Below are 13,895 nucleotides of genomic sequence, written 5' to 3'. Positions count from 1 at the left end.
GAAGCAGGTTTCAATCTAATTAAACGATGTATTGACAAAAGCGACACAAGTGTCGTATAATTGAAAAAACGACACTTGTGTCGATAAAATGGGTGAAAACGATGATAAACAAGGGGAATAGAACAAGGCAATTTATTATAGAGAATGCCATCAGTGTATTCTCAAAAAAAGGGTACACAGCTGTCACTATGAAAGATATCTGTGAAAGTTGTCAAATGAGCCGTGGCGGTGTCTATGGACACTTTTCTTCTACAAAGGAAATTTTTATTGCAATACTTGACAACGACCTCAAATTAAATCGTGCAATAGTAGAAGAGAGTATTCAAAAAAAGGTACCAGCCATAAGAATTCTAGAGGCCTACTTTAAACAGGAAATTAAAATAATCTTCAGTGAACAAAGGGGGCTATATTTTGCAACACATGAATTTGCATTTGCTGAGGTAGATCAAAGAGAACGTATGAATCAAAGATTAAAAGAAAGTATTCATATTTTAATGCTCATTCTCACGTATGGTCAAGAAACACAAGCTTTTAAAAAGTTCGATAAATTTAATAAAGAAGTCGTTGCAACACATATAATCTATTTTATGGACAGTTTGAAGACATCATCTTCAATATTGACGATGCCTGAAAATGAGATCATGAAACAAGTGGGCTTGTTAAAAGAGCTCATCATATGAATGAAACCCGGTGTCGTTTGCTCAAAGATAAGGAAAAAAAGTAAGAAGTAAGGTAATGGTAAAGATGAAATCTAAAAAAGAATTAAAGGACAATTACAAAAACCATGAAATTATGGGTGGTGTGTACTGCATAGAATGTTCAGGAAACGGTAAGTTTTGGTTGCGGTCTGCTCAGGAAATAAAAACGGCCAAAAATCGGTTTTTATTTTCAAAATCGACAAATGCTTCTCCTGAAATGTGCATGCAGAAAGAGTGGAAGCAGTATGGACCTGATGCATTTACTTTCAAAGTGCTTGAAGAAATTAAAAAGGGAGAACTTCAGACGGCTCGTGAATTTAAAGAAGATCTAAATGTTTTGCTAGAACTTTGGAAAATCAAACTGGATTCCCTGTAATAGGTGCCTACTACAGGCGTCTTTTAACAACAGATGCATGCTTTTCTTGATTTGAGCATCTTCGAAATGGGTGTACTAAGCGCGGCATTAATTGAACCTTAGAAAACCTAAACTTTAGGGGAAGGCAACTGATTATATAGCAAAGTATATTAACAAGAGGCAATTTAATAGTAAAAAAAACAAAATTTACTTGAAAGCTTCCTAACTTGAAATATGTTGATGCCCATTATATAATGATTAACGTATACTTATGCTTTTATCGTTTGGAAATGGCAGTATAAATAAATAATAGGGTTGGATATATATGAGTTATACAATAGCGGATAGGCAATTGATAAAGAAATTAAATACGAATTCGATTTTAAAAGTTGTCCTTGAAAAAGGCACTATTTCCAGGGCTGATATTGCCAAAATTTTAAATTTGACACCAGCCACGGTTTCTAGTAATATTAACAATCTCATACAAGATGGCATCGTTCACGAAGTCGGTATTGGCACTTCAAGTGGTGGTAGAAAACCCGTGATGATCGAATTAAATGAAAATGGGAAGCTTTTTATTGGTGTTGATATTCATAAAGACGGTGTTGAGGCTGCTATTGTAAATTTGGCAGGCAAAATTCTTGCACGATCAGAAAGGCAATTTAGTGATCATGGAAATAAATTTGAAGATGATGTAGTAACTTGCATTGATGATGTTCGAGAACTGTTGCCAGACCTGAAGTTGGATGGTATAGGCATTGGCATGCATGGCATTGTGGATACAAATCAAAATATTTCTGTCTATGCACCAGCTATGTCGAGAAGGAATATTGCATTAAAAGATTACATCGAAAAGAAGGAATCTTTGCCTGTATTTATTGATAATGATGCCAATGCAATGGCCATTGGAGAGAGTTGGTTTGGCCAAGCAAAAGGCGTTAGAAATTATATATTCCTCAATGTTGGACGCGGTATTGGATCGGGGATTGTAATCAATGGAGAACTGTTTCATGGAAACCGTTATGCAGCAGGAGAGATAGGCCATATTCGCGTAGTTGAAAGTGGGATGAGATGTGTCTGCGGTAAGTACGGTTGTTTGGATACTGTAGCTACTGAGTATAGTATCATTAAGACTATTATCAATTCTATTCATACAGGTGTATCCAGCTCTATTACAGAGCTTTCAAAGGGAGATTTGAGTACAATCGATCTCAACATGCTGAAGGAAGCCGCACAGCTTGGTGATAAATGCGTTCTTGAGGCATTGGATAAAATGGGACGTTATATTGGCGTAGCGGTATCATATGCAATAAATATGATGAATCCAGGGATGATTGTATTTGGCGGCAGTATGTCTGTTTTAGGGGAATATATTATTGAATCGATAAGGTCAACTGCAATTAATTTATCTTTGGAAGAATGTGCAGATGGCGTATTTATTGTTATATCATCTCTTCGAGATAATGCCGGTGTAGTGGGTGCTGCATCTTTGGGGATGCAAAATTTATTTAAAGAGTAGATAAAAATAAGAGCCATGTATAATGCAAGTTTTGCGCTCATAAACTATGAATAAAACAGAGTTATTATAATAAAAGATTGGTACAAAAATCTACATATGTAAAAGCAAGCGTATTTTGACATTTTATTAATTTAATAACTAAATTAAGTATAGGCATAAAAAAGATGATTTGTGTTGAAAAAGTCATTTTTTTATGTTATTCTGGCAATGATAAGTATGGTTACTAAACAAAGATAATGACATAGACTTATAAATATTGGAAGATCCATTTAATAATTATACTGTCAAAAGTCAGTTTCGCATAGACCATCTACCCTATGCTGTATCGCTGACTTCTCCTAAATGGCATCATATGGTGATGGGTTGCTCAACTTTTAACTTTTGACTCTCTAACCATTCAATTATTTAAATAAATCTATGATAAGGAGTATGTGAAGATGAAAAAAGCAATTAAGATCGTAACCATTGGTGGCGGAAGTAGTTATACCCCGGAACTGATCGAAGGTTTTATCAAAAGATTTGAAGAATTACCCATCAAAGAAATTTGGTTAGTGGATATTGAAGAAGGTAAAGAAAAACTGGAAATTGTTGGTGCAATGGCACAGCGGATGTGGGATGCAACACCTTATGAAGTTAAAATACACACGACACTGAATAGACAAGAAGCTCTGATTGATGCTGATTTTGTAACAACACAATTTCGTGTTGGACTATTAGAAGCTCGAATAAAAGATGAAAGAATTCCTTCGGTGCACGGTATGTTAGGTCAGGAGACCAATGGCGCCGGAGGAATCTTAAAAGCATTTAGGACTATACCAGTTATTAAGCATATAATAGAGGATATGAAAATATATTGTCCAGATGCATGGCTCATCAATTTTACAAATCCAAGTGGCATAATCACCGAAGCTGTCATTAAGTCTTTTGGATGGCAGAAGTGTATTGGACTTTGTAACGTGCCTGAAATATCCATGATGAAAGAACCAGAGATATTGGGAAAGAAGAGAGCTGAATTAACATTTCGATTTGCAGGTTTAAACCATTTTCACTGGCATAAAATCTTTGACGATGAAGGCACTGAACTAACAGGAAAAATGATCTCTAATATCAACACAAAAAATAATGGCACCCCAGCCAATATATACAGTGCCAAGTTCTCTTTGGAAATGTTAAAATCTATGAACTTAATACCTTGTGGCTATCACCGGTATTATTACAATGCTAAGGAAATGCTAAAACATGCATTAGAGGAATTTGCAGAAGGTGGCACTCGTGCTGAACAAATGTTTGAAGTAGAATCAACTCTGTTTGCCTTATATAAAAACCCGGATTTGTGTACGAAACCCGATCAGTTGGAAAAACGCGGAGGCGCCTATTATAGCAATGCTGCTTGTGACTGTATTAGTGCGATTTACAATGATAAGAAGCTGCATATGGTAGTCAGTACTCAAAATAAGGGGGCTATCCCTTGCCTTGATCCCAAATCAATTGTCGAAGTATCTTCAATAATCTCTGCAAGTGGTGCAGAACCAATTGCATGGGGGGAGATGAGATCCGCTGAGAGAGGCTGGTTGCAATTAATGAAAGCAATGGAAGAGTGTACAATTCAGTCGGCTATCACGGGTGACTACGGTATGGCACTTGAAGCTTTTGCATTGAATCCATTGATTGAAAGCGGTGAAGAGGCCAAAGCCGTTCTCGATGAATTATTAGTCGCACATGAGAAATATTTGCCGCAGTTTAGAGACAAAATTATTGAATTAAAGCGTATGGGGATCGCTTCTAAGGATTCTGTCGTCATGGATTTGATGACAAATGGACGCTAGAAATATAACTAAAGTACTCTTATAGAAATTTGGAGGTAACATGAAGTATTTAATTGGCATTGATGTTGGAGGCACAAAAATTGCGTTTGGATTGTTTGATGAAAATAAAGCATTTATAGCAAATAAGAAAATAGATTCGGATGCTTCTATTTCGCCTGAGAATTTTTTTGATCTTATTGTTGACGTTATTCATAAGTTGTTAAAAGAACAGCAATTGACAATTGCTGATGTATTGGGGATTGGCATTGGTTTACCTTCATATGTGCATTTTAAAGATGGCTATATTGTAAAGACGGGTAGTTTACCAAAATTGCATCATTTTCCTCTAAAAAGTTATTTGCAAGAGAAAATGGGAAATGAGATTAAAATTGTGATAGATAACGATGGACACGCTGGGGCCTTAGCTGAATACAGGTATGGTGTCGGAAAACAATACGATAACTTTGTGTATTGTCCTGTAAGTACTGGGATATCATCAAGCTTTATTATCAATGGAGAGATTTTTAGAGGCAGTTATGGTTGGTCCGGTGAAAGTGGACACATGCTCACTGGGAATAATCTGAATAGCAAAAAGGTATGCGGATGTGATAATCCAGGCTGTTTCAATTCGTTATGCTCTGGCAAGATGATTGTCAACAGTGTTTTAGAGTGGATAGAAAGTGGTGAAGATACCATAATTACGGCGTTAGCCGGGGGCATAAATTATATAACCGCAGAACATATCGATAAAGCTTTTGAAATGGATGATATTCTTGCCAAAAGGGCTGTAGAACAGATGGCACAATATATGGCAATATGGCTATTTAACATATATATGATTTTAAATATAAATTGCTTTGTTTTTAGTGGTGGTTTACTGTCAATGGGGGACAAATTATTTGGTCGTGTGAAGGCATTGTTTAATAGTTATAACAACATTGATTATCCAGTGTATTTTTTAGAAGCAAAACTTGGAGACCAATCAGGCGTTATTGGTGCCATGGAATTACTTTTCTAAATAAAAGAACGGTTTTACAACAGGGGTGTATCTCTATGCTTGTATCATTATGGGCATTTGGATAAATATTATTTGATTAAGGGGAGGCAATTAAAATGAAGGCGAAAAAGATTAGATTTTTATCCGTAATCATGATCATTTTCATGATTGGCGTATTATCGGGTTGTAGTAAGGCAACTGATGGTACTGCCACAAAGGGCAATGATTCAACAAGCACTAATGGCACGACTGATGCGCCAGTTAAGGTAGCATTCATAGCACAAAACATGGCAACAGAAGCAATGGCTTTTGCTGCAAAAGAGTTTGAAAAATATGGCGCGGATTACGGGTTTGAAGTGATTATCCTGGATGCTAAAGGTGATGCACAAATTAACGTGCAAGCAGTAGATAATGCAGTTGCACAAGGTGTAAAAGCTATTTTTGTGACACCAAATGATATCAATGCCATTATTCCTTCGTTGCAATCTGCAAAAGAAGCTGGCGTTATAGTAGGCATGTTTTCTTCTGATTTACCTGAGGGGAATCATGATGCACGCGATTTCTTTGTCGGTGTAAACGATAATCAAGCGGGTGAAGCAGCAGCACAAGCGTTTATTAACCACTTTCCTGATGGCGCTAATATAGTTGAAATTGGTGGACAAGCAGGCCATGATGCCCAAAATAAGAGACATGATGGCTTTAACAATAAACTTGAAGGCACCAATATCAAGGTAATTGACTATAAGGCAACACAGCAATGGGCAACTGACCAAGCGATGGCCATTGCAGAGGATATGATTACCAAATATGGTTCAGAGATAGACGGCATATTTTGTCACTGGGACAATGGCGGCACCGGTGTTATTCAAGCTCTAAAAGCTGCTAAAATGGATAATGTATATCTTGTGGCAGTAGATGGTTGTAGAGCGGGATTTGAACAAGTAAAAAGTGGTGAACAAAGTGTTACCATTATGCAGAACTTTTCAAATATGACTAAGAAATCCTTAGAATTAGCTAAAGATAAATTGGATGGCAAAGAAGTTGAAAGCGTTAATTTTATTCCATTAGACATTGTTGATTTAGATAATATTGACACTTTTACTGCTCCAGAATGGTAAAGAGCCTACGAAATCCAAGCTCGTCTCGGATAAAACCGATTCGAGCTTTATCTTAAACTATTTTGAAAGAGGTATCTTAATGCAAAACATAAAACAGGATGCTATTCTCAGTATCAAAAATGTTAGCAAAAATTTTCCAGGTGTCAAAGCTCTAGATCAAGTATCAATAGAAGTTGAGCGGGGAACTGTCCATGGCATAGTAGGCGAAAATGGTGCAGGTAAATCTACTTTGATGAAAATATTAAGTGGTGTCCACCCTAAAGATTCTGGCACTATTATTTTCGATGGTGAGTTAGTTGAAAACACAACGCCAATATTGTCTATGAAAAGTGGCTTGAGCATTATCTATCAAGAGTTAAATTTGGTAAGTACGATGACGGTCGGTGAAAATATTTTTCTAGGTCGCTTTGGTGAATTGGGAGGTATGCAGCACGTTCATGAAAAAGCAAAAGGACTGCTGGAGAGTATTGGGAGTCATGTTACGACGTATAAACTGGTTTCTGAGTTAAGTGTCTCAGAAAAGCAGATGGTTGAAATTGCAAAGGCCTTATCTTTTGATTCTAAGTTGATCATTATGGACGAACCAAGCAGTAGTCTCACTGCAGATGAGATGAAAGCATTAGTCAAGATTATCCATCACCTTAAGGCGCAAGGTATTTCAATTATATATATCAGCCATAAACTGGATGAAATTTTTGAATTTTGCAGTGTGGTTACGATAATGAGGGATGGTCACATTATTGATACGAAACCGATTAACGCAATCACACGAAGTGAGATGATTACCAAAATGGTAGGGCGTACGATAGAAAATGAATACCCTAAACGGCCCAATTGTGTTGGCGAAACACTTATGGAGGTTCAATCTATAAATACAAAAAAACTTCATGATATTGCCTTTAAACTGCATCGGGGGGAGATTCTCGGATTGGTTGGACTCGTAGGTGCAGGCCGAACTGAAATCGTCAGGGCTATATTTGGTGCAGATAGGATAAAAGGCCATAAAATCATTATGGAAGGTAAACTAATAAAAATTAGAAAGCCAAGCGATGCCAAAAAGGCTGGAATTGCTTTGGTTACAGAAGATAGAAAAACTCAGGGGCTTGTTTTACCCTTTTCAGTGGAAAATAATATATCGATGGCGATCCTTGATAAAATATCAAAATACGGTTTTTTAAATAAATCAATGGAAACAGAAATCGCAGAACGACATGTAAAATCACTAGATATCAAAACACCTTCTATTAAGACGACTGTACAGAATTTATCTGGAGGCAATCAACAAAAATGTATCTTGGGGAGATGGCTTGAGATCAACCCAAGTGTGCTTATCCTTGACGAGCCCACAAGGGGAATTGATGTAGGGGCCAAATATGAAATTTACCTTCTGATGAAACAAATTGTCGAAAATGGCGGTGCCATTATTCTGATATCTTCAGAGCTTCCAGAGGTTCTTAATATGAGTAATAGAGTACTTACAGTATGTGAAGGGCGTATAACGGGAGAATTTGATCCAAAAGATTCAACACCAGACCAAATAATGAGTAAAGCATTTGCGTCTGAAAGAAAGGAATAGTACTATGACATCAAAATATGAATTTAAGAAAATATTTGAATCAATTTTCAAAGAATATTTGATATTAGGCGCAATCGCGGTGTTGGTTTTAGTCACTTCTGTAGTACAGCCCGCTTTTCTTTCAGTAGGCAATTTATCAAATGTCATTCGGCAGTTTGGACCACTGATCATGGTGGCTTTGGGTATGACTTTTGTGATCATCGGCGGTTTCATTGACTTGTCTGTGGCAGGGATCATTTCACTCGTGGCCGTTGTCACGGTTCATTTTATTGATATAGCTGGGCAAGGCCCTGCGCTTCTTATTGGCTTAGGTATTGGGCTGGCTTGTGGCATTCTGAATAGCGCTTTACTATTGACAAGTGGTGCTCTGACTCAAGCTGAAGCACTATTCATCACTTATGGTATGAGTTTGGTATATGGCGCTTTGGCACTCATAATAAGTGGCGGATCAACGAAGCATATATTTTGGTCAGAAAACAACACAAATCTATTTGAGATAATAGGATCAGGAAGTGTTGGTTTTTTCTCAACCTCCTTTCTCATATTTCTAATATGTCTTATGGTATTATATTTACTTCAGAATTATACGTATGCAGGTAGAGTGATGCGCTTGACCGGTGGCAATAAAACAGCAGCAGAATTATGTGGCATCAATATTAACCGAAGTATCATTTTTATATATGCAATATCAGGCTTAATGTCTGCCATTGGGTCCATAGTGCTTATATCCAGAGTTACAACGGCATCTCCTGTTATTGGAACGGGTTATGAAACAAATGCAATCCTTGCTGTAGTTGTTGGTGGGACAACGCTTTCAGGTGGTAAAGGCAGTGTAATGCGTACTGTATTAGGGACTATGTTGGTGATACTTTTGTCAAATTGTATGAACTTATTGGGTGTCTCTGTTTACTTACAGTATGTGTTAAAAGGTGCAATTCTAGTGATTGCCATTTGGATGGATAACCGCAAACAGAGTTAGGAGGAATGTATAATGAATATCTTGGGATACTGCAAAAAGATTTTATACCTTGTCAATAAACAAAAAGCTTTTCTGGCGTTAATTTTAATGTTTACGGCAATGCTCTTTTTTAAAACAAACTTTTATACGCCTTTTAACCTTATAAATCTAATGAAATCAGGTTCAGTATTGTTGATCCTAGCTTTTGGCATAACAATCGTCTTAGTCGCAGGGGGTGCAGATTTATCCATAGGTGGTGTTATGGTGGTGTCGGGAATCGTGGCAATAAAGCTTATGAATGTCAATGTACCAATGGCAATTGCAATAATTTGCGCGCTTTTAGTGGGCGTTGTTGTGGGCATGATTAATGCTTTTTTTTCTGTATATCAAAAAACGGAACCCTTTATAATAACATTAGGTATGGGCATGTTGCTCACAGGTATTGCTCAACAATTAACAGATGCTCATCCAGTAGCAAGTCTTAATCCAGAGTTTGTATTGTTGTCAAATGGTAAGCTGTTCAATCAAATTCCGAATCAAGTCATTGTAATGTTTGGCGTATTTGTACTCACTTTTTTTATACTTCGGTATACTTCTTTTGGGAGAAATTGCTATGCAATTGGTGGTGATTATGAAGTGGCCAAATATTCTGGCATCAATGTGATGCGAACAAAAGCATTAGCGTATGTCTATAGTGGTGTCATAGCGGCATTAGGTGGTATTATGCTTTCGTCTATGTTGAATTCGGGCAATTCTACTTATGGCGAGAATACAGCACTACTGGTTAACTGTGGCGTAGTCGTTGGAGGCACGTCATTTGCTGGTGGTATTGGAGGCGCTCAACAGTCCTTAATTGGATTGCTCGTATTTGCAGTGCTACAAAATTCTATGAACATGGTAGGTGTCGATTCTTATGTCCAATTGCTCTTCCAAGGCATAGTGACTGTTGGTATCATCTGGTTAGATTCCTATGGCAGAAAGAAAAGAAGAGAAACTGTGTAGTAAACCTCTGCATTTTTAGGAAAAGGAAATTAAATTGGAGGCAGTCATCAGGTAGAAGCTACGAGATTAAATATAATATAGATTTAGAATCAATTAAAAAAGAGCTGGAAATCAGTTCTTTTTTTTATGATGAGATGCCAATGGTTTTTAGCATTATGTTGTATTTAAAAATAATTGTTCATTTGAATTTAGAATCTTATCTTTAGTGAGATAATCCTGTAATGAAGTGAAAGCATCTTGAATGAACTGGCGCATCCGTTTTACACGAGGATTTGTTTTACTTTTTTTGTTATTGTCATGGCCTTACTGCCTTATATAATCAACATTAATGCATCTGTGTTGGCTATACAACACACTTTTTATATTGATGGTTGAGTTTGTCTTGCAATTATTATAACATACTATTACAACACATGTATGAAAAACAACGGATGTTTATAAAAAATATAAGGAGGCAAATATATGATGGATTCACAATTAGCTCAACCCTTGGATAGCCAATTGTTTCATGATGTTGTAAGGGGACGTCATGCCACACGCGTTTACAATTCTGAAATCAAGGTTGCTAAAGAAGAAATAACTGAAATAATAGAGCAAGCTACACTGGCACCTTCAGGTGGTAATTTGCAGTCATGGCGTTTTCTTGTTATGGATTCGCCAGAATTAAAACAAAAGCTGCTCCCAATTGCATATAATCAAAAACAAGTGGTTGAAGCTTCTGCTGTCATTGTTGTACTTGGAGACTTGGAATGCTATACGATGGCGGATAAAATTTATGGCAGGGCAGTAGATGCAGGATTCCTCTCGGAAGATATGGCGAAGACGTTTATCAAACGCTATACAGATCTCTATTCGAACATGTCATCGGAGGAAATTCGCCAAACAATATGCATTGATTGCGGACTGGCATCAATGCAACTTATGCTCACTGCCCGCAGTAAAGGCTACGATACAGGTCCCATGTCAGGCTTTGACAAAGAGAAGTTTTTGGAGGCTTTTAATATTTCTGATCGGTACTTTCCTGTACTGCTCATTACATTTGGCAAGGCAAAGGCCCCTGCATATCCAACGGTGAGACTTCCAATTCAAGATGTCACTTTCTTCAATGAAAGCCTTTCAGAATAGATTTTAATTGATTATCTTATATGGAACGTGCTATTGGACTTGAACAGAACATTAGAACAAGTTATAATAGTTGATAATATCAATTAATTAGATGAGAATCCATTTTTAGAATAAGAATTGGTGTTATCCAGAACCATGGCTATCATTAAGGAAGCCAACAGATTTGGCAAGACTTCACGGACTTGCCCATTATATACCGGGAGGAAAACAGATGAAGGCATTGTGTATTATTGGAAGTCCAAGAAAAAAGGGCTGTACTGAAAAAATTGTTTCTGCAATGGCGAAGGGAATGAGTGAAAAGGGCATTGAAACTAAGATTATTTTCATAAGCGATCTCAACATTAAGTATTGTATAGGATGTATGAAATGCTTGAGTACTCAGCGCTGTGTCCTGTCGGATGATGTAGGCGGCCTTATGAATGAGTTGATGGACTCCGACATTATACTCGTCGCATCTCCATCTTATTGGGGAGATATTACTGGTCAACTAAAGGTCTTTATTGATAGGAATACGCCTTATGGTAAAAGCTGTGATAATGGCAGTTGTGTGCCACCCAATAAGGTGGGTATTGCAGTGGCTCTTAGAGCAGGCGAAAGCAAAGATGAAAATCAACATATACTAGGCACGCTTAATAATTATTATAGGCATTTAAATATACGTCCAATTGATAGCTACACTGTGGAAGGGGTTACTGAGAGGGAAGATCTTAAAGAAGAACATATTCAAGCAGCGTATGAATTGGGGCTTCGAGTACCATTATTGATATAGCTTTAAGTAATTCTATCGGGTCGCTTCTGACTTTGAAGAGAGCGCAGATGAATAATTTCATCCCTGCGCTCTTTTTTCATTTTCTGAATTAACGTTTCTTCCGGTATATGTTTTTTTGTTTTTTTTATTATATCTGCAGTAATCTGTTCTGAAAGCATGTCAAGAAGTGTGGGCAGTAAATTACTATCAAAATCAGTTTGAAGCTGCCATATAAAAAATCGAAAAAACTCATATTTATCGGCGCAATGCTTATAAAATGTTGTTCTATGAATCATAGCTGTAATTGAATACAAAAAACTGTTTTACTCTTTGTGGTTATGTTGTAACTACTATGGTAAAATTAAAATAATGATTTCAAACATAGGCATCTTATGGTGAAGGACAAGATCGTAGACTTTGAAAGCGTCAGAATTGTTAAACAAAGTGGCATTGTGGATTAAATCCTGCCATTCTAATGAAGATAGAGTATTTTTCTAAAAATAATTAGAGACGACAAAATTTAGGAGGAAGTGTATGAAACTTTATAACACATTATCGCGAACGATAGAAGATTTTAAACCTTTATGTGGCAATGAGGTGAAGATTTATACCTGTGGACCTACAGTATATAATTATGCGCATATAGGCAATTTAAGAACTTATATACACGAAGACATATTAGTGAAATCATTAGAATTCCTTGGATTTGATGTTAAACGTGCGATGAACATAACAGACGTTGGACATTTGGAGTCGGATGCGGATGACGGTGAAGATAAAATGCTAGCAGGCGCTAAACGTGAGAACAAATCCGTGTGGGAAATATCCGAATATTATACAAATGTTTTTTTTGAAGATTGTGCTAAATTGAATATTAGAAAACCTAAACTTTTGGGGAAGGCAACTGATTATATAGCAGAGTATATTGAGTTTATCAAGGTGTTAGAGGCGAAAGGCTATACTTATTTTACAAATGGTAATGTCTATTTTGATATATCAAAATTTGATGATTATACGAAGCTTTCAGGGATGAATCTTGATGAACTGCAAGTTGCCCTGCGTGAGGGTGTCGAGATAGATGTGAACAAAAGGAATCCTCAAGATTTTGTATTGTGGTTTACGAAATCTAAATTTGATAACCAAGCAATGAAGTGGGAATCCCCTTGGGGCATTGGTTACCCAGGATGGCATTTGGAATGTTCTGTGATTTCATTGGATCTGCTTGGTGAAATGTTGGATATTCACTGTGGTGGCGTAGATCATGTGGCTATTCATCACACTAATGAGATCGCACAGACGGAGAGTTATACAGGGAAAAAGTGGGTTAATAACTGGTGGCATGGTGAATTCCTAATCGATCAATCTGGGAAAATGAGTAAGTCCAAGGGCGAATTTTTAACCGTGTCGCTACTAGAAAAAAAGAATTTCAATCCATTAGCCTATAGATACTATGTGTTAAATTCACACTATCGTAAACCTTTGGCATTCTCATTTGAATCTTTGGAAATGGCTTCATCAGCTTATAAAAAGCTAAAGAATGCAACCAAAGCATTCATAGATGAAGATAGAGAAGACGCCGTGCTGTCAGATACAGCAAAGGGCTATCTGGAAACGTTTAGAGCCTATTTATCTGAAGATTTAAATACAGCCAATGCGATCACTGTTCTCTATGAGGTGTTAAAGTCTAAAGGGATCAACAGTGGTGAAAAGTACTATTTAATCAAACAGTTTGACCAAGTGTTGTCATTGAATTTATTAGAAGTTGAAGAAACAATTGATGATGCCCTTAAAACATATGTAGAAGAGATGATTACTCGTCGGATTGAGGCTAAGAAAGCAAAAAACTATGCATTGGCAGATCAAATTAGAGATGAGCTAAAAGCCAAAGGAATTAGTCTGAAGGATACTGCCACAGGGACAGAGTGGGCAGTAGATTAATAAGCGATCAATTAAATAGTAAAAAGAGGTTGCAATCAGGTAGAAGCTGCGAGATT

The 13,895-nt window shown here is 36.9% G+C and carries 12 protein-coding genes; all 12 read left to right on the top strand.

The window, feature by feature from the left end:
• The first annotated feature begins 101 nt into the window (after nucleotides 1-101).
• The 12 genes from ISU02_RS03505 (at nucleotide 102) to cysS (ending at nucleotide 13,839) form a co-directional block, all read left to right on the top strand.
• On the top strand, nucleotides 102-680 hold the full coding sequence (locus ISU02_RS03505; RefSeq protein ID WP_194700406.1) for a TetR/AcrR family transcriptional regulator: 579 nt from the start codon (nucleotides 102-104) through the stop codon (nucleotides 678-680).
• A 55-nt stretch (nucleotides 681-735) separates the two neighbouring features.
• The gene (locus tag ISU02_RS03500; RefSeq protein WP_194700405.1) at nucleotides 736-1,074 is read left to right on the top strand and encodes a GIY-YIG nuclease family protein; all 339 of its coding nucleotides are present in this window, start codon (nucleotides 736-738) and stop codon (nucleotides 1,072-1,074) included.
• Nucleotides 1,075-1,378: 304 nt separating this feature from the next.
• Nucleotides 1,379-2,572, top strand: coding sequence for an ROK family transcriptional regulator (locus ISU02_RS03495; RefSeq protein ID WP_194700404.1), 1,194 nt, complete (start codon nucleotides 1,379-1,381; stop codon nucleotides 2,570-2,572).
• A 437-nt stretch (nucleotides 2,573-3,009) separates the two neighbouring features.
• On the top strand, nucleotides 3,010-4,398 hold the full coding sequence (locus tag ISU02_RS03490; RefSeq protein ID WP_194700403.1) for a 6-phospho-beta-glucosidase: 1,389 nt from the start codon (nucleotides 3,010-3,012) through the stop codon (nucleotides 4,396-4,398).
• A gap of 40 nt (nucleotides 4,399-4,438) precedes the next feature.
• Nucleotides 4,439-5,395, top strand: a complete 957-nt coding sequence (locus ISU02_RS03485) for an ROK family protein (protein ID WP_194700402.1) — start codon at nucleotides 4,439-4,441, stop codon at nucleotides 5,393-5,395.
• A gap of 95 nt (nucleotides 5,396-5,490) precedes the next feature.
• The gene (locus ISU02_RS03480; RefSeq protein ID WP_194700401.1) at nucleotides 5,491-6,492 is read left to right on the top strand and encodes a sugar ABC transporter substrate-binding protein; all 1,002 of its coding nucleotides are present in this window, start codon (nucleotides 5,491-5,493) and stop codon (nucleotides 6,490-6,492) included.
• Nucleotides 6,493-6,571: 79 nt separating this feature from the next.
• The gene (locus ISU02_RS03475; RefSeq protein WP_194700400.1) at nucleotides 6,572-8,068 is read left to right on the top strand and encodes a sugar ABC transporter ATP-binding protein; all 1,497 of its coding nucleotides are present in this window, start codon (nucleotides 6,572-6,574) and stop codon (nucleotides 8,066-8,068) included.
• Nucleotides 8,069-8,072: 4 nt separating this feature from the next.
• Nucleotides 8,073-9,047 carry an ABC transporter permease gene (locus ISU02_RS03470; RefSeq protein ID WP_194700399.1) on the top strand — a complete coding sequence of 325 codons (975 nt, stop codon included), beginning with the start codon at nucleotides 8,073-8,075 and terminating at the stop codon, nucleotides 9,045-9,047.
• 12 nt (nucleotides 9,048-9,059) lie between these two features.
• Nucleotides 9,060-10,028 carry an ABC transporter permease gene (locus tag ISU02_RS03465; RefSeq protein ID WP_194700398.1) on the top strand — a complete coding sequence of 323 codons (969 nt, stop codon included), beginning with the start codon at nucleotides 9,060-9,062 and terminating at the stop codon, nucleotides 10,026-10,028.
• 462 nt (nucleotides 10,029-10,490) lie between these two features.
• Nucleotides 10,491-11,153, top strand: a complete 663-nt coding sequence (locus tag ISU02_RS03460) for a nitroreductase family protein (RefSeq protein ID WP_194700397.1) — start codon at nucleotides 10,491-10,493, stop codon at nucleotides 11,151-11,153.
• A gap of 211 nt (nucleotides 11,154-11,364) precedes the next feature.
• Nucleotides 11,365-11,922: a flavodoxin family protein gene (locus tag ISU02_RS03455; protein WP_194700396.1), complete on the top strand. Its 558-nt coding sequence runs from the start codon at nucleotides 11,365-11,367 to the stop codon at nucleotides 11,920-11,922.
• 513 nt (nucleotides 11,923-12,435) lie between these two features.
• A complete protein-coding gene (cysS, locus tag ISU02_RS03445) occupies nucleotides 12,436-13,839 on the top strand; it encodes a cysteine--tRNA ligase (RefSeq protein ID WP_194700395.1) in 1,404 nt (467 codons plus the stop codon).
• The last annotated feature ends 56 nt before the right edge of the window (nucleotides 13,840-13,895 follow it).

The organism is Fusibacter ferrireducens (genome assembly GCF_015352425.1).
GTDB lineage: Bacteria > Bacillota > Clostridia > Peptostreptococcales > Acidaminobacteraceae > Fusibacter_A > Fusibacter_A ferrireducens.
This window is presented reverse-complemented; position numbering and strand designations above follow the sequence as displayed.